Raw genomic sequence first — 17876 nt, 5'->3', positions numbered from 1 at the left:
TTTTTTAGAACTCGCCTTAGCATTACGAGGACTTATATGCGACCCTTGTTTTACTCCTAAATCCCTATTACTAGCAGAACCAAAAATTTCTTCTTGATTTGTTGTTTTATTAACCGCATAATACTCAAGAGCGTTACCAGTGTATTTTAACGACTTCAAGAGTTCATAATTTTTCAAAGCTAAATCATACTGTTTAGCATTGATGTAATTAGAAGCGGCATTAAATAAATTAAGAGTATCTTTTTTATCCATCTCATAGAGATAGACCATTTTATTAGCTGCTTCACCAAAATTTTGTGCATTATTATCAGAAGCGGCACTCCTTTCTAATTCATTTTTCAAATCTTTAATTCCTTGTCTTGCTTGTACAGCGTATTTTAATTTACCAGAGTCCACTTCAAATACTAAAATCTCATTGTAACAAGCTACAGCCAAAGCCATGTTTTTTGGAGCATCAATTTTTTTATTCGCTAAAGCTATGTGAGATTTTGCTTTTAAATAATAGTAATCTGACTTGTCTTCCTCCTTTGCATTAGTAATAAGATACTCAATGTCATTTAAAATTTTCAAAGATGCCTCTGCTTTCCCATTGGTTAATTCGGCTTGCGCTTCTGTAATTTTATCTTTTTGAGCAAAACTGGATAAACTTAAACTAAACACTAAAAGTGCATAAAAATATTTTTTTTTCATAGTAGGTGGTTTGAAAATGGTTAGACTTGAATACTTTACAATCTGTTTAAAAGAGTTAATAATTATAAAAAATTATCATTTATTTAACAATGCAAAATAGAATTAAATTTCGATTTTGCAAAAACAATAAAAAATATTTTATAAACTGACTACCTTTTTCAAAGATCAACACAAAAACCACAGATACGATAGCTATTTTTGCACTATAAACATTTTTTACATAAAAAAAGTCGTTTATTATCATAAACGACTTTTTTTTAACAATAAAAAGATTATTTTTTTTTATTTACAACTTTGCTTTTAATTCTTTGTATTCAGCTGTCATTTCTAATGCGCTATATACATTCATTAATGTTTTGGCTACATCTGTATTTTTTGGATCTAACTCAACTGCCTTTTTTAGAAATGGAATCGTACTCTTGAACAATTCTTCTCTTTTTTTCTTAAGCACATCATAACGTTTCATATCATTATTAGAAGTACCCAATTTATTCATTTCATCAATGATTGGCTTTTCATTTTCTAATTTCAATGCAGCGATATTGATATAAGCATTAGTGTAAGCAGGATTAATCTCAATCACTCTGTTGTAATATTTTTCAGCATCAGCGCTATTTTTGGCATTAGCACTTAAAACTCCTAAATTAAAAACTAAATCTGCATCATTTGGATTTTTCAACAAGATGTCTGCAACTAATTTTTTGTAGGTTTCAAAATCTTTTCCTTCTAAATACAAATTAGCCTCTGTTAAAGCTAACGAAGTATCATCTGGATTGGCTTTTCTAGCATCAGCTACAGCTTTTTTAGCTTCGTCAGACTTTCCTTGTTGTACTAATATTAAAGCAACATTTTTGTAGATTTCACCTCTTTTAGAAGGAATAACTTCTGTTCTTGGTTTTTCATGCGTCCCTAATTTGATCATACGGTCTCTCTCTGCTGCAGTCAAATACATATCTTCTTGAGAAGTAAGTTTATTTACAGCAAAATAATTAGTTCCTTTACCAGAATAATTTAGCTTTTTTAATTCATCATAATTACTCAAAGCCGCATCATAATTTTTTGAATTAACATAAGTTGACGCAGCATAATACAAATTGATCGTATCTTTTTTATCTAATTGATAAGCATCATATAATTTTTTTGCAGCCACTTCGTATTTATCCACTTTAGAATCAGCAATGGCTTCATTAATCAATTTGTATTTAATATCGATTACAGATTTAGCTGCCTGAGAGGTATACTTAGACTTACCAGAGTTTTTTTCAACTTCAATTAATTCTTGAAATGCTGCTGCGGCAAGTGATAAATTAGCATCTTTATCTACACTTTTGTTTGCTAAATCTAGTGTTACATTTCCTTTAACAAAATAATATTGTGCTTTTTCAGCATCAGTAGCATTTACTATAACCGATTCAGCATCTAACAAGATACTTTTTGCCTCGTCTGATTTCCCTGCTTTTAATGCTTTCTCAGCTGCTTTAATTTGATCTTTTTGTGCAAAAGTAGCTACTGATATCAGCATAGCTGATGCAAGCATTACATATTTACTTTTCATGGTATTTAATGTTTAAAATTTATTGATTTAATTATTATTCTTCATTATCTTCATCCTCTTCTGTTTCTGATTCGTCATTCAGAACCTCCTCTTCTTCTTCGTCTTCCTCATCGTCCATTGGAGCATCTTCAAGAACTTCCATTACAGGTTTTACGCGTTCAACGGCTGAGTTTTCTGCATTTTCATCAGCATCATCTTTCATAACTTTAGTAACGGCCGCAATGGAATCGTTTCCTTTTAAGTTAATCAACTTGACTCCTTGAGTAGCACGTCCCATAACTCGTAAATCCTCAATAGCCATTCTAATAGTCAATCCTGATTTATTAATGATCATTAAATCATCAGCATCAGTAACAGCATTAATTGAGATTAGGTTCCCTGTTTTTTCAGTAATATTCAGTGTTTTTACACCCTTACCACCGCGATTCGTGATACGATACACTTCTTCGCCATCTTCATCTACAAGTTTAGTACGCTTACCATATCCATTCTCGGTAACAACTAAAATTTGTGACTCATTGATATTATCTTTATCAACAGTAACCATTCCGATCACTTCATCGGTTTCATCTTTAAGGGTAATACCACGAACTCCAGAGGCCGTTCTTCCCATTGGTCTAGTTTTCGTTTCTTCAAAACGCACTAATTTTCCAGATTTAACCGCTAATATAATTTGACTTTCTCCATTGGTTAACTTCGCTTCTAATAATTCATCACCCTCTTTTATAGTGATTGCTGCAACTCCATTAACACGCGGTTTAGAATATTTCTCTAATGAGGTCTTTTTAACCTGACCTTGTTTAGTGACCATGATCAAATTATGACTATTTATGTAGTCTTTATCTTTTAAATCTTGAGTACAAATATACGCTTTTACCTTGTCATCACTTTCAATGTTTACTAAATTTTGAATAGCTCTTCCTTTAGCGGTTTTTGTTCCTTCAGGAATTTCATAAACTCTCATCCAGAAACATTTACCTTTTTGAGTAAAGAACATCATGTACTGATGATTGGTAGCAACAAACATATGTTCCAAGAAATCTTGATCTCTAGTTCCGGCACTTTTTTGTCCTACTCCTCCTCTATTTTGAGTTTTGTATTCACTCAAATTAGTTCTTTTAATATATCCAGCATGTGATATAGTAACTACCACACTTTCATCTGCAATTAAATCTTCAATACTAACATCGCCACCAGAGTACTCAATTAAAGAGCGACGGGCATCACCATATTTGTCTTTAATTTCGTTTAATTCTTCTTTTATCAAAGCTGTTCTTAGGTTAACATCAGCTAATAAAGCACGTAAATGATCAATCAATTTCATGATTTCTTCGTACTCAGCTCTCAATTTATCTTGCTCTAGTCCTGTTAACTGACGTAGACGCATTTCAACAATTGCTCGAGCCTGAATGTCAGAAAGTTTGAATCGCTCAATTAATTTCTCTCTTGCTTCTTCGGTGTTTTTTGAAGCTTTAATTAATGCAATTACTTCATCAATATTATCAGAAGCTATAATCAATCCTTCTAAAATATGAGCACGTTCCTCAGCTTTTCTAAGTTCGTACTTTGTTCTTCGTATCACCACATCGTGACGGTGCTCTACAAAATAGTGAATCAAATCTTTTAGATTCAACATTTGTGGTCTACCATTTACTAGTGCAATATTGTTTACACTGAATGAAGATTGTAACTGAGTATATTTATACAAAGTATTCAATACAACGTTTGGCGTTGCATCTCGTTTTAATATATATACGATACGCATACCATTTCTATCCGACTCATCACGAATATTGGCAATACCCTCTATTTTCTTTTCGTTTACCAAATCAGCAGTTCGTTTGATCATATCTGCTTTGTTGACTTGATATGGAATTTCGGTCACAATAATTGATTCTCTTCCATCCACTTCTTCAAAACCAACTTTGGCACGCATTACTACACGACCACGACCTGTTTTGAAAGCTTCACGCACTCCTTCATAACCATAAATAATTCCACCTGTTGGAAAATCGGGGGCTTTAATATGAGTAATTAATTCGTCGATTTCAATTTCATTATTACCAATATATGCCAAAGTTCCATTGATAACTTCCGTAAGATTGTGTGGAGGCATATTTGTAGCCATACCTACAGCAATTCCAGTAGCACCATTAATCAATAACGTTGGCACTCTTGTAGGCATCACTTTGGGCTCATACAAAGTATCGTCAAAATTCAATTGAAAATCAACAGTTTCCTTCTCAATATCAGCCATGATTTCTTCTGAAATCTTACGCATTCTAGCTTCAGTATAACGCATAGCAGCAGGGCTATCGCCATCAACAGAACCAAAATTACCTTGTCCATCTACCAAAAGATAACGCATACTCCATTCTTGAGCCATACGTACCATAGCATCATACACAGAGGTATCTCCGTGTGGATGATACTTTCCTAATACTTCCCCGACAATTCTCGCGGACTTTTTATGGGCTTTATTTGAAAATACTCCTAAATCATACATACCATAAAGTACTCTTCGATGTACAGGTTTTAGACCATCTCTAACATCAGGAAGTGCTCTGGATACAATAACCGACATCGAATAATCGATGTAAGCTGATTTCATTTCATCTTCTATGTTAATAGGAATTAACTTTTCTCCTTCAGACATAAGTTGTTATATTAAATAATTATATTAATTTCAAAACGTGCCAATATACGGCTTTCTGAACTTTTTACAGCCGTTTTAACAGTCAAATTTCTCTAATTTATTAACAATAAAAAAACATGAGTTCCAGCATAAATTTGACACTTTATCGCTATGATTTTATCATTATTTTTTGTCAATTAGCTGTCACTTGATTTTACTCGGAATGATTTTTGTTTTAGATAGTAAATCAGTAAATTTACAATTAATAAAATTATATCATATGGATGACAATTTTTCCCCTAGAGTTAAAGATGTTATTACGTACAGTAAAGAAGAAGCCTTGAGATTAGGACATGACTTTATTGGTACAGAGCATTTAATGTTAGGTATTTTGAGAGATGGTAACGGAAAAGCAATCCATATTCTAAACAATTTGGATGTAGATTTAGATCATTTACGTCGAAAGGTTGAAATTCTTAGCCCTTCTAGCCCAGTAAGTCTTGAAATCAATCTCGAAAAGAAGAACCTTCATTTGACTCGTCAAGCAGAAAGAGCTCTAAAAACAACATTTTTAGAAGCTAAAGTGTTTCAAAGTACCTCAATTAGTACAGCACATTTATTATTATGCATTTTACGAAATGAAAACGATCCTACAACCAAGCTACTAAATAAGCTAAAAATTGACTATGATGTAGCTAAAGAACAATACTTAAATATGACTCCAAACGAAAATGAATTCATAGATAACTTGCCCAAAAACGAATCTTACAATGACGATTCAGGACAAGATGACAGTTTTAAAGAAGGTAGCTTCAATACACCTGCCAACAAAACCAATAAAAAATCTAAAACTCCAGTATTGGACAATTTTGGTAGAGATTTAACCGAAATGGCCGAAGAAGGAAAACTAGACCCTGTTGTTGGACGCGAAAAAGAAATTGAGAGAGTATCTCAAATCTTAAGTCGTCGCAAAAAAAACAACCCTTTATTAATCGGTGAACCTGGAGTTGGAAAATCTGCTATAGCAGAAGGACTGGCTTTAAGAATCATTCAAAAAAAGGTGTCTCGCATTTTATTCAATAAGCGCGTGGTCACCCTTGATTTAGCCAGTTTAGTAGCAGGTACTAAATACAGAGGTCAATTTGAGGAACGCATGAAGGCCGTAATGAATGAATTGGAAAAAAATGACGATATCATTTTATTCATAGACGAAATTCACACTATTGTTGGCGCTGGTGGCGCTACAGGGTCTCTTGATGCCTCAAACATGTTCAAACCAGCTTTAGCACGTGGAGAAATACAATGCATTGGAGCGACTACTTTAGATGAATACCGTCAGTATATTGAAAAAGATGGTGCATTGGAAAGACGTTTTCAAAAAGTTATTGTTGAACCTACTTCAGTAGAAGAAACCATTACCATTTTGAATAATATCAAAGATAAATATGAATCACACCACAACGTAACCTATTCAGACGAGGCGATTGAAGCGTGTGTAAAATTAACCGATCGTTATATGTCGGAACGTTTTTTACCAGACAAAGCGATTGATGCATTAGACGAAGCTGGCTCAAGAGTGCACATTACCAATATTGAGGTACCAAAACAAATTTTGGATTTGGAACGTCAATTAGAAGACGTAAGAGAGCTAAAAAATCTAGTGGTTAAAAAACAGAAGTACGAAGAGGCTGCAAAACTTCGTGATGACGAAAAACGTATCGAAAAAGACCTAGCCATTGCACAAGAACAATGGGAAGAAGATTCTAAAAACAACAGAATCAACGTAACCGAGGACAATGTTGCCGATGTGGTATCGATGATGACTGGAATTCCTGTAAACCGAATTGCACAAACAGAAAGCAATAAGTTAGCTAAATTACCAGAATTGATTCAAAACAAAGTTATTGGTCAAAATGATGCTGTATTAAAAATCGCCCGTTCGATACAAAGAAATAGAGCTGGATTAAAAGATCCAAATAAACCCATTGGTTCCTTTATTTTCTTAGGACAAACTGGTGTTGGAAAAACTCAATTAGCCAAAGTATTGGCCAAAGAATTATTTGATTCCGAAGACGCTTTAATTCGAATTGATATGAGCGAATACATGGAGAAATTTGCCATTTCACGATTAGTTGGCGCACCTCCAGGCTATGTTGGTTATGAGGAAGGTGGACAATTAACCGAGAAAGTAAGAAGAAAACCTTACTGCGTTGTTTTGTTAGATGAAATCGAAAAAGCGCATCCAGACGTATTCAACATGATGCTTCAAGTATTGGATGACGGCTACTTAACAGACAGCTTAGGTCGTAAGATAGATTTTAAAAACACTATTATCATAATGACTTCTAATGTAGGAGCCCGACAACTTAAAGATTTTGGTCAAGGCGTTGGTTTTGGCACTGCCGCAAAAGTTGCACAAGCTGAAGATCATTCAAAAAGTGTTATTGAAAATGCCTTGAAAAAAACATTTGCTCCTGAATTTTTAAACCGAATTGATGATGTTATTGTTTTCAACTCATTAGAAAAATCAGATATTGACTTGATTATCGAAATTGAGTTGAAAAAACTATACGAAAGGGTTAAAGAATTAGGCTACACTTTAAATCTCTCGGATACTGCCAAATCATTTATCGCTGAAAAAGGTTTTGACAAACAATTTGGAGCAAGACCCTTAAAGAGAGCTATTCAAAAATATGTAGAAGATACATTGGCTGAAGAAATTATCACTTCTAAAATCAATGTTGGTGATGAGATATTCATGGACATTGAAGAAGGAGCTTCCGAATTAACTGTTCAAGTCAAAAAAACAGAAGAAGCTAACAATCAATAATTTACATTTACAAATATTTACTAGCCCGTTGCGTTATTTTTTAACTCAGCGGGCTAATTATTTATTTTTATTTAACATTAATAAAAAACAAAAAGGTATTTTTGATTTTTATTAAATACAATTCCTCTATGTTAGAAAACAAATTAATTCTTGGTAGCGAAGAGTGGTGTACTTTTCCTGATTTAGATATTCCTACCATAAAAGCCAGAGTAGATTCTGGTGCAAAAACATCGGCTCTTCACGCAATCAACATTGCTCCTTTCATAAAAAACGATAGTAATTGGGTAAAATTTGACATCAACCCTATTCAAAACAACAATAAAACTGTCATTCACTGTGAAGCGCCACTAATAGACAAACGGATTGTAAAAAGTTCGAGCGGTTACAGAGAACAACGATATGTGATTCAAACTTTATTAAAAATTGGGGACGACACTTGGCAAATTGAAATGACCTTGACCAATAGAGATTCTATGGGATTTCGAATGTTATTGGGCAGAGAAGCCATGAGTGGTCGTGTTTTAGTAGATCCAGAACAAAAGTATTTATTAGGCCAACCCTCAAGTGACAATTTAAAGGAATTGTATAAAAACGCTGAAAAAGCAAGTTCAGGCTTGCGAATTGGAGTTTTAGCTAGTAATCCTGAATTGTATAGCAACAAAAGAATCATGGAAGCCGGCGAAATGAGAGGGCACGAAATGCACTTCTTAAACATCAAAGAATGCTACATGAAATTAGATGCCAAAACACCTGAAATTCATTATCGTGGGGGCAAAATATTGAATCAATTTGATGCGATTATTCCTAGAATTAGACCTAGCATCACGTTTTATGGCTGTGCCTTAACCCGTCAATTTGAAGCATTGAAAGTTTTTTGCTTGAATTCATCTACAGCCATAACACAATCTAGAGACAAGCTTTTTTCATTACAACTTTTACTAAATAATGGTGTAGATATTCCAACCACAGGTTTTGCTAACTCTCCGCTAGACACGGATGATTTGATTAAAATGGTAGGTGGATCACCTTTAATTGTCAAACTTTTAGAAGGCACACAAGGAAAAGGTGTCGTGCTAGCTGAAACAAAAAAAGCAGCAGAAAGTGTAATCAATGCTTTTAAAAGTTTAAATGCTAACATCTTAGTACAAGAATTCATCAAAGAAGCCAATGGAAAAGACATTCGTTGTTTTGTCATTGACGGAAAAGTTGTTGCCGCCATCCAAAGAGAAGCAATGCCTGGCGAATTTAGAGCCAATATCCACTTGGGAGGCACCGCTTCTATCGTTAAAATTACGAGTGAGGAAAAGAAAATCGCCATCAAAGCAGCAAAAGCAATGGACTTGAAGGTGGCCGGAGTAGATATCATTCGATCTTCAAAAGGTCCTTTATTGTTAGAAGTCAATTCCTCACCCGGACTTGAAGGTATTGAGGGCGCTACTAATAAAGATATTGCAGGAGAAATGATCAAAGCCATAGAAAAGAACTTTAAAAACAAGCCACTTTTTTAACAAAACCATAACAAGTATTCTAATTACTTCATGAACTGATTATTTTTATAAAAAGTTTATGAAGTTTTTTTTTTAGATACCTACCAAACGCAAAATAATAAAAAAAGTATTGGATCCAACTTTATTACACGAAAAAAGCATCGAAAATTAAGTAGCTATTACCAATAAAAAATTCATTTTATAAAAAAAACAAGCCATTCTAATGCTCATTTTTAACTAATTTGAAAAATATAGTCAACATTCCATAGAAGTTTAAAACCTCAAGATTAAGTGATAAAAAAAATGTAAATTTGAGAATATTGATACTTAAATAGTAGAATACAAGAATCTTACAAAAATAAACTTAATAACCATGGAAATTTTAACAAACAACAAGTCTTTTATAGAAGGAAATTGGAACACAACAATAGATGTATACGATTTTGTTGTAAAAAACATTACTCCTTATCAAGGAAACGCTGAATTTTTATCTGGTCCATCTACCAGAACCAAAAAATTATGGGAAGCTTGCAAATTACAATTATTAAAAGAAAGACAAAACAATGGTTGTTTAGCAATTGATACTGAGACTATTTCAAACATTACAGCTTTTGGTCCTGGATATATAGACAAAGAAAACGAAACTATTGTAGGTTTACAAACTGACGTTTTACTTAAAAGAGCAATGAAACCTTTTGGCGGAATCAAATTAGTAGAATCAGCCGTAAGAGAAAAAGGATTAGAAGTTTCTCCAAGAGTTTCAGATATTTTCAATTATGCTAAAGATCACAATCAAGCTGTTTTTGATGCCTATGATGCTGAAATCAAAACATTCCGTTCTAAACACGTTTTAACAGGTTTACCTGATAACTATGCTAGAGGAAGAATCATTGGCGATTTTAGACGTTTACCTCTTTATGGTGCTGATGCTTTAATTCAAGCAAAAAAAGCTGATTTTACTGCTGTTTCAGGTGAAATGAGTGAGCACAAAGTACGTTTAAGAGAAGAGATCACTAGCCAGATCAAAGCATTACAAGACATGAAAACAATGGCCCAATCTTACGGGGTCGATATTTCAAAACCAGCTGTAACTGCTTATGAAGCAGTACAATTTACTTACTTAGCTTATCTAAGTGCTGTAAAAGAACAAGATGGAGCTGCGATGTCATTAGGTAACGTTTCTTCATTTATCGACATTTATATCGAAAGAGACCTTGAATCTGGTTTAATTTCAGAAGAAGAAGCACAAGAATTCATTGACCAATTCGTAATGAAACTTCGTATTGTGCGTCATTTACGCCCAGGTGCATATGATGAAATCTTCGGAGGAGATCCAACATGGGTTACAGAAGCTATTGGTGGACAATTTCATGATGGAAGAACTAAAGTAACTAAAACTTCTTTCCGTTTCCTTCAAACACTTTACAACTTAGGAGCTTCACCTGAACCAAATTTAACTATCCTTTGGTCACAAAACCTTCCAAAAGGATTTAAAGATTTCTGTGCTCAAGTATCTATTGACACTTCATCTTTACAATATGAGAATGACGATTTGATGAAATCCAACAGAGGTTCTGATGATTACGGAATTGCTTGTTGTGTTTCCTACCAAAAAATCGGAAAATCAATACAACATTTTGGAGCTCGTGCCAACTTACCAAAAGCCCTTTTGTTATCATTAAATGGAGGTCGCGAAGAAGCTCATGGCGCTTTGGTGATTAATAACATTCCAGAAATGAAAGATGAAGTATTGGATTACGATACAGTATTTGCATCATTCAAAAAAACAATGGCAGAAGTAGCAAGAGTGTACGCTAAGTCTATGTATATTATTCACTACATGCATGATAAATATTACTACGAAAGAGCACAAATGGCTTTGATCGATAGTGATCCAGCTATTGACATTGCTTATGGTGCAGCAGGTATTTCTATCATTGCCGATTCATTATCTGCTATTAAATATGCAAAAGTAAAACCTATCCGAAATGAACAAGGTTTAACTGTAGATTTTGATATCGAAGGGGATTTCCCAAAATTCGGTAACGATGATAACCGTGTAGATGATATTGCAATTGAAATTACCAATATTTTCGTAGAAGAATTAAGAAAACACAAAACATATAAAAACGCTACCCCAACTCTTTCTTTACTTACTATTACTTCGAATGTAATGTATGGAACCAATACTGGAGCAACACCAGATGGTAGAAAAGGTGGAGAAGCATTTGCTCCAGGAGCCAATCCAATGCACGGAAGAGATGTTAACGGTGCGATTGCATCATTAAACTCTGTAAGTAAATTAGATTACAATGATGCACAAGATGGTATTTCATACACCTTCTCAATGGTTCCAAAATCTTTAGGAACAACAAAAGAAGATCAAATAACCAATTTAACAACTACATTGGATGCTTATTTTGGTAGAGATGCACACCATTTAAATGTAAATGTTTTGAATAGAGAAACATTAATGGACGCCTACGAAAATCCAGAAAATTATCCTCAATTAACTATTCGTGTATCTGGATATGCTGTAAACTTTGTACGTTTATCAAAAGCGCACCAATTAGAGGTTATTAGCAGAACTTTCCACGAAAGAATGTAATTTTCGATGTAATAATTATTTTTAAATAATTAAATTTAGACCTGTTTAGACTAATACTCTAAACAGGTTTTTTAATACTAAAATGTAAACCTATGTACTTCCCAGAACAACCCAATCATGATGAGGCTTTAAATATTGATAATATAGATTCACTACGCATTCATTCCTTAGAAACATTCGGAACTCATGATGGTCCTGGCATTCGGATGGTCGTATTTACACAAGGATGTCAATTTCGCTGTTTGTATTGTCAAAACCCTGATACCTTAGACATACATGGTGGTAAATTTGTCAACGTTGATGAACTTGTAGCCAAAGCTGAAAATCAAAAACTTTTTTTCGGAACCACTGGTGGTGTAACTGTGTCTGGTGGTGAACCTTTGCTTCAAAGAGCTAAATTAATTCCGTTTTTTGACAAATTACATCAAAAAGGAATTCATACGTGTTTAGATTCTAACGGTCGCGTTCTGGATGATCAAACTAAGGAATTGTTAGACAAAACAGATATTTTGCTATTGGATGTAAAACACATCAACAACGATTGGCATAAAAAACTTACCGGTTTAAAAAACAAAATAACGTTAAAAGTAGCCAAATACAGAGAGGAAACAGGAAAACCAATGTGGTTACGATACGTATTGGTCCCTGGATGGACCGATCAAGAAGAATACCTACATGAATGGGGGCAATATTTTGCAAATTTCAAGACTGTTGAAAAAGTAGAAATTATTCCTTTTCATCAAATGGGCAAACATAAATGGGAGTTACTAAACTTTGATTATGCTTTGGCAGACGTACCTTCGCCATCAGAGGAAATGCTTCATAAAACCGCGACTATTTTTAATCAATATTTTAAAAACGTTATCGTCAGATAAACAAAAATTACATAATTTAACCTCACTTTTTTCATAATGTCCAAAAATAAATATTTAATGGTAATTGCAGGAATGGTAATGCAATTGTCCATCGGTTCTATTTATGCCTATAGCAAATGGATTGAACCACTAGCCACAGAATTAAATTGGAATGCGCACGATACCAAAACCGCCTTCAGCTTAGCGATATGCTTTTTGGGATTAACTGCTGCATTTATGGGCAAATTTGCTCAAAAAATTGGCCCTACAAAAGCAGGAATGATAGGTGCCTTTTTTATGTTCATAGGTCTAATAGGAAGCAGCTTTGCGGTTTCAGTTAACTCCATCGCCTTATTTTATCTTACTTTTGGTGTACTACAAGGCATCGGACTAGGTTTTGGCTATGTAGTACCAGTGTATACGGTTGTAAAATGGTTTCCTGAAAAACCAGGATTGGCATCAGGCATTATTATAATGTCTTTTGCACTAGGATCTTTACTAGCTTCCTTTATCATAAGTCCGTTATATCTATCCATGGGACTATCCAAAATTTTTTTGGTATTAGGGGCTATATATGGCATTTGCATGCTTTTGAGTGCTTTGTACCTTGCTAATCCTAAATGTGACAATAAATCAAGTCATTCGTCTGTTGTTTTAACTGCAAAAGACATTGTAACCGACCCTAAATTTATTGCACTTTGGCTGTTACTATTCTTAAATGTCTGTGGTGGAATTGCAATCATTTCGAAAGCATCCATTTTAGGTGAAGAAATAGTTGGCATGTCAGCTAGTCAATCCACCCTGTTTGTGGCTATCATTGGCTTATTTAATGGTCTAGGGCGATTGTTTTGGTCCAGTATCTCAGATAAGATTGGTTGTTGGTCAACCTTCATGATTTTTTTGACTGTAAATATGATTTGTTTTGCTTTGATTCCTATTGTAGCTACAAATAACACTTCATTTCAAATAGTCACATATATTATTATTGCTGGTTATGGCGCTGGTTTTTCAACCATGCCTTCGTTTGTAAAGTCCATTTATGGTGCTGATAATTATGGACAAGTACTAGGCTATATTTTAACCGCTTGGTCGGCCGCTGCTTTTGTTGGACCAATACTCTTGGGATTGACTCATGAAATCACGATTTTTTATCTATTCTCGCTTTTAATCGGAATGGCTTTATTGGTTGGCTTTTGGCTAAAAAAGTTGATTTGATCTTGAAAATATACTCATAAAAAAAAGCGCTCAAATAAATAAAATATATTTTTGAGCGCTTTTTTTTATGATTTTTCACAAAACGCATCCATTTAGAATTTATGAATCACTTTTGTGATTACCAACTTTTAAACGGATGCTCGCTCAAAAAGCCATTGTAATAACGCTTGTCATTGGTTACCTCTACTCCTAACCATTCCGGTTTGAGAAAGGTTTCTGTTTCAGATGATAGTTCAATTTCTGCCATTACCAAGCCTTCATTTTCACCATAAAAAACATCCACTTCAATGACGTGATTTCCGGATTGAACTTCATAGCGCGTTTTATCGATGGTTCCTTTCTCGCACAAATGCATCAATTGCTGTGCTTCTTCAACAGGAATTTCTTTCTCCCATTCAAAACGCGACAAACCACTTTCATTACCTTTTCCTTTGATAGTCAAAAAACCTTTATCTCCTTTTATTCTGACGCGAACTGTACGCTCTGGATTTTTGCTAATATATCCCTGAGCTATTCGATTATGAGCAAAAGCTTGCGAAATAAAATCGTTTGAAGTAACCAAAAATTTTCTTTCTATTTCTATCATCTAGACTATTTTAATTATGAAAAAATGGCTTTATCAAAATGCCAATTTGCATCTTTTCTATACCAAAGCTGTCCCTTTTCGACTTCCAAAGGACAATCAAAATTATTGGTATACAAAGCTCCTGTTCCTAAACCCTGAGGCATTTTTGAATTTTGTAGATACGTCCATTGCGCAATAGCATTCAAACCAATATTACTTTCTAAAGCCGAAGTAATCCACCAACCAATTTTATATTTATCAGCTAGACTAATCCATTCTTGAGTTCCTCTGAAACCACCCACAAAACTAGGTTTCAAAATGATGTATTGCGGTTGAATATCTTTCAGTAATTGCTCTTTGTCAGCAAGAGAAAACACACCAATTAATTCTTCGTCTAAAGCAATAGGAAATGGAGTGGTTTTACATAGCTCTGCCATAGTGACAGCATTATTTTTCGCTATCGGTTGTTCAATGCTATGCAATTTAAAATCAGCTAATTGATTTACTTTATATAAAGCTTCATTTGAATCAAAAGCCCCATTTGCATCCACTCTAATTTCAATTTGATTTTCGGAAAAATGAGTACGAATATAAGCCAATAAAGCCAGCTCTTTATCAAAATCAATGGCTCCGATTTTAAGTTTAATACAACTAAAACCTTGAGCAATTTTTTCTTCGATTTGGGCTTTCATAAACGAAGGTTCACCCATCCAAACAAGTCCATTAATCACTATAGATTGTGTGCCTGAGGTAAAATCAGAAGGAAAAAGCAAAAATGGATTTTCGCTTTTGAGCGACAAAAAAGCCATTTCGACTCCAAATTGAATAGAAGGAAATTCCATTAAAGCTTCCCACAAAGCCTGCTCTCCTAAGTGAATATTTTCACAAACCCAATTCAATTTCGTTTCATAATCGGGACGGTCATCGGCACTTAAACCTCTAAGAATCCCGCACTCTCCTATTCCCCATTTTCCATCTTCTTCCAGCAACAAAAACCACGTTTCCTTAGTGGTCATAACGCCGCGCGACGTTCCTGATGGTCGTTTAAAATCAAGTAAGTATTTGTTATAGGTTGCTTTCAAAATTGTCTCTTTCTAAACTGTTCGTTCTCGCACTACACGCGGTTTGGGTCTAAAGTAGCGTTATTTTTCTGATTAGCCAAAACTTCCAAGTACAAACCAATTTTTCCATTAAGCCAATTGCCCAAATTGCTTGTAGCGTGTGTTATGCGACGTCACGTTATTGATGTTTTTATATAAGCTTAATTCTATTTTGATCATAAACAAGCCTGTTTAAATCTTTAATTTTTATATCTTCTAATTTTTGGGATTTTGGATTTGGAACAGAAAGAAATACTTTAACATGAGAAAAATTTATTACAATACTTTTCAGCCGTTCTAAGTTGTCTTTTGACATTTTATGTCCAATATAAATAGAATCAATGGTAGTCGGATTAAGTGTCATCTGACGTTTAATTTCCTCTCTGTTAAAAGTGATGAATCTATATTCTGATTCCCAAGTGTAAGAAGTGTTTTTTCGGCACAAGTCGTGATGAAATAAAACTTGATGTTGCCATCCTTTAACAGGATCAGGAGCATGCTTATCCTCCAATGATTTTAAAGTTTCTATTAAATTGGGATGATCTGGAATGTCATTGTTTAAATATAAAACATGAGATTTTATAGCAATATTATCGCCGTAGGGTAAAAATAATTTGTTGTTTTTGAATTTAACGGCAAAACCTTTGTTCTTTTCAGCATAGTAAGCCCACATTTGGTTAGTTTTTTCAATCGAGAAATTACATATCCCAATATTTTCTAAATATTTATTATCAAGGAATTTTTCGATATATGAGTTTTCCGAGATTACACAATCAAAGGTATCATTGAAATCTGATGGGTCTCCAAAATATAAATATGGATTTTCTAAACTTTCAAAATTATAATTTTCAGGGGCATAAAATTTATATAAAAACTCAGGGTTCGACATCTTTAAACCTTTATGATATAAAGACGTTGTTACGTATTGTGGATAATTAGCATTCAATCCTATTTCATGGATATACTTTTCTATTTTCCACTTTAGGTTGAAAGTTAAAAATACGCCTCGGGGATCTAGTTTCATGGTTTAGAGTGGTTTCTTGGGGTGATGTTGCATAACTGCGTATTTTATTTATACTCTACTTTTTCTTGCTTCCCCTTTTTGGTACTAACAAGACTGAATCATCCTTTGTATTTCAAATTATCATAATAAATCAAAGACTAAAGAAACTTTCTAATAAGGCTAATTCCAAACTATTGCTTACAAGCGGTTAGCAACAGCTGCATTATATAAGACTACTTAAATATTCTTCAGCTGTCATAATTGGAATTGTAGCATTCTTAAAATCTTTTCCGTTTCTAGTTATAATTATTGAGCAGTTTGATTGTAAAGCGGTAAAATATTGAACAGCATCCTCAAAATCTTTAAAATTCGAATTCAACGCTTTCTCAATTGTTTCTTCAGTAACTTCACAGACCTCACAGATTATTTTAAACTTTCGAAGTTTATTCAGAACAGATTCGGAACTTTCGTATTTATTCAAAACATAATCTATTGTCGTGAAAGAAAGAGGCGAGACAATTATAGCCAATTTTTTTTGATCAGCCAAAGTAGCAACTTTAGCAATAGCATCAAAAAAAGGAACTCTTTCTCCCAACAAATCTAATATTACGTTAGTATCTAAAAAAATTCTACTCATTTGTGTTTTTGTTCTAAATAATCAGCACGATCTTTTTTATAATCATAATCAGCTGGAATTTCAATTCCCGAAGAAAGACTTTTTACAAAAGGTGAAATTTGTATGTCATTATTTTCTTTATCCGAAGTCAAAGAATTAAGGTAATTTTCAACAATTCGAGATAAGCTTATTTTTTTTTCAGAGGCATAATGTTTAGCTTTTTCAATTATTTCTTGGTCAAGCTTTAATGTGAGTTTAGTATCCATAGCAGAAAAAATTTATACGTACAAATATACAAATTTAACACGGAAAAGATATGGATTTCTATTATCTTTTACGATTAGTGCCAGCTTTCTCGCGCTACAACGGATTTGGTACTAAAGTAAGATTTTTACTCGGTTATCACTAAACTACCAAATACAAAACCATTTTCTCATTAAGCAAATTATCTAAATCAGTTGTTTCTGTTGCCAGTAATTATTTTTTTATAGTTCGTAAATTTAACATCAAATTTTTACCTTTTTCTGTTGTATTCCATATTAAGTTTATAGGTATAGGCGCTTTAGTCGCACTCGTTAGTTATTGAATTTATTGAGTTTTCTTTGTAATTAACCATCTTTAGTATTAACACATCGAAGATTGTATCCATATTTGACCTTCTGTTGTATCTAAAATGATATTCATTCAAATAATCCTGCATATGTTCTTTGCTGCAATG

At 33.6% G+C, this 17876-nt stretch carries 12 protein-coding genes and 2 pseudogenes; 5 read left to right on the top strand and 9 right to left on the bottom strand.

Translation table 11 applies throughout. The annotated features are described in order from the left end of the window. From AO58_RS0116155 to gyrA, 3 genes and pseudogenes are all read right to left on the bottom strand, one after another. Positions 1–690 (bottom strand): annotated as a pseudogene (locus AO58_RS0116155) (tetratricopeptide repeat protein); the annotation flags it as partial. A gap of 286 nt (positions 691–976) precedes the next feature. After that, positions 977–2245, bottom strand: coding sequence for a tetratricopeptide repeat protein (locus AO58_RS0116145; RefSeq protein ID WP_024982685.1), 1269 nt, complete (start codon positions 2243–2245; stop codon positions 977–979). Positions 2246–2279: 34 nt separating this feature from the next. Then, complete coding sequence (gene gyrA, locus AO58_RS0116140) at positions 2280–4901, bottom strand: DNA gyrase subunit A (RefSeq protein WP_024982684.1); 2622 nt, start codon at positions 4899–4901, stop codon at positions 2280–2282. 259 nt (positions 4902–5160) lie between these two features. On the opposite strand from gyrA, the gene AO58_RS0116135 reads away from it, so the two are divergent. The 5 genes from AO58_RS0116135 to AO58_RS0116115 all read left to right on the top strand — a co-directional run bounded on the left by AO58_RS0116135 (position 5161) and on the right by AO58_RS0116115 (position 13874). Beyond that, on the top strand, positions 5161–7710 hold the full coding sequence (locus AO58_RS0116135; RefSeq protein WP_024982683.1) for an ATP-dependent Clp protease ATP-binding subunit: 2550 nt from the start codon (positions 5161–5163) through the stop codon (positions 7708–7710). 128 nt (positions 7711–7838) lie between these two features. After that, complete coding sequence (gene rimK / locus AO58_RS0116130) at positions 7839–9218, top strand: 30S ribosomal protein S6--L-glutamate ligase (RefSeq protein ID WP_024982682.1); 1380 nt, start codon at positions 7839–7841, stop codon at positions 9216–9218. Positions 9219–9570: 352 nt separating this feature from the next. Next, entirely contained in the window at positions 9571–11805 is a 2235-nt protein-coding gene (gene pflB, locus AO58_RS0116125) for a formate C-acetyltransferase (protein ID WP_024982681.1), read from the top strand. Positions 11806–11897: 92 nt separating this feature from the next. Next, complete coding sequence (pflA, locus tag AO58_RS0116120; protein ID WP_024982680.1) at positions 11898–12680, top strand: pyruvate formate-lyase-activating protein; 783 nt, start codon at positions 11898–11900, stop codon at positions 12678–12680. A gap of 36 nt (positions 12681–12716) precedes the next feature. After that, complete coding sequence (locus AO58_RS0116115) at positions 12717–13874, top strand: L-lactate MFS transporter (RefSeq protein WP_035717983.1); 1158 nt, start codon at positions 12717–12719, stop codon at positions 13872–13874. Between the two features lie 118 nt (positions 13875–13992). Here the strand turns inward: AO58_RS0116115 and AO58_RS0116110 are convergent, their stop codons facing one another. The 6 genes and pseudogenes from AO58_RS0116110 to AO58_RS18065 all read right to left on the bottom strand — a co-directional run. After that, positions 13993–14460 (bottom strand): CYTH domain-containing protein, encoded by a 468-nt coding sequence (locus AO58_RS0116110; RefSeq protein ID WP_024982678.1) that lies wholly within the window; start codon positions 14458–14460, stop codon positions 13993–13995. Between the two features lie 14 nt (positions 14461–14474). Further along, positions 14475–15521, bottom strand: a complete 1047-nt coding sequence (locus AO58_RS0116105) for an o-succinylbenzoate synthase (protein ID WP_024982677.1) — start codon at positions 15519–15521, stop codon at positions 14475–14477. Positions 15522–15690: 169 nt separating this feature from the next. After that, positions 15691–16563, bottom strand: coding sequence for a DUF2971 domain-containing protein (locus tag AO58_RS0116100; protein WP_024982676.1), 873 nt, complete (start codon positions 16561–16563; stop codon positions 15691–15693). Positions 16564–16765: 202 nt separating this feature from the next. Then, on the bottom strand, positions 16766–17179 hold the full coding sequence (locus tag AO58_RS0116095; RefSeq protein ID WP_024982675.1) for a type II toxin-antitoxin system VapC family toxin: 414 nt from the start codon (positions 17177–17179) through the stop codon (positions 16766–16768). Continuing rightward, positions 17176–17424, bottom strand: coding sequence for a DUF6364 family protein (locus AO58_RS0116090; RefSeq protein ID WP_024982674.1), 249 nt, complete (start codon positions 17422–17424; stop codon positions 17176–17178). Before AO58_RS0116090 ends, AO58_RS0116095 begins: the two co-directional genes overlap by 4 nt. 296 nt (positions 17425–17720) lie before the next feature. Continuing rightward, positions 17721–17876: pseudogene (locus AO58_RS18065) on the bottom strand (IS1595 family transposase); the annotation flags it as partial.

It is taken from the genome of Flavobacterium succinicans LMG 10402 (genome assembly GCF_000611675.1).
Taxonomy (GTDB): Bacteria; Bacteroidota; Bacteroidia; order Flavobacteriales; family Flavobacteriaceae; genus Flavobacterium; species Flavobacterium succinicans.
Note: the sequence above shows the minus strand (reverse complement) of the source record. Positions and strands in the feature narration are given on the sequence as shown.

Excerpts from the sequence above, each read along its gene's own strand:
- AO58_RS0116145 (WP_024982685.1), bottom strand. The coding sequence starts at position 2,245 with ATGAAAAGTAAATATGTAATGCTTGCATCAGCTATGCTGATATCAGTA.
- gyrA (WP_024982684.1), bottom strand. The coding sequence starts at position 4,901 with ATGTCTGAAGGAGAAAAGTTAATTCCTATTAACATAGAAGATGAAATG.
- rimK (WP_024982682.1), top strand. The coding sequence starts at position 7,839 with ATGTTAGAAAACAAATTAATTCTTGGTAGCGAAGAGTGGTGTACTTTT.
- pflA (WP_024982680.1), top strand. The coding sequence starts at position 11,898 with ATGTACTTCCCAGAACAACCCAATCATGATGAGGCTTTAAATATTGAT.
- AO58_RS0116090 (WP_024982674.1), bottom strand. The coding sequence starts at position 17,424 with ATGGATACTAAACTCACATTAAAGCTTGACCAAGAAATAATTGAAAAA.
- AO58_RS0116110 (WP_024982678.1), bottom strand. The coding sequence starts at position 14,460 with ATGATAGAAATAGAAAGAAAATTTTTGGTTACTTCAAACGATTTTATT.
- pflB (WP_024982681.1), top strand. The coding sequence starts at position 9,571 with ATGGAAATTTTAACAAACAACAAGTCTTTTATAGAAGGAAATTGGAAC.
- AO58_RS0116115 (WP_035717983.1), top strand. The coding sequence starts at position 12,717 with ATGTCCAAAAATAAATATTTAATGGTAATTGCAGGAATGGTAATGCAA.
- AO58_RS0116095 (WP_024982675.1), bottom strand. The coding sequence starts at position 17,179 with ATGAGTAGAATTTTTTTAGATACTAACGTAATATTAGATTTGTTGGGA.
- AO58_RS0116100 (WP_024982676.1), bottom strand. The coding sequence starts at position 16,563 with ATGAAACTAGATCCCCGAGGCGTATTTTTAACTTTCAACCTAAAGTGG.
- AO58_RS0116135 (WP_024982683.1), top strand. The coding sequence starts at position 5,161 with ATGGATGACAATTTTTCCCCTAGAGTTAAAGATGTTATTACGTACAGT.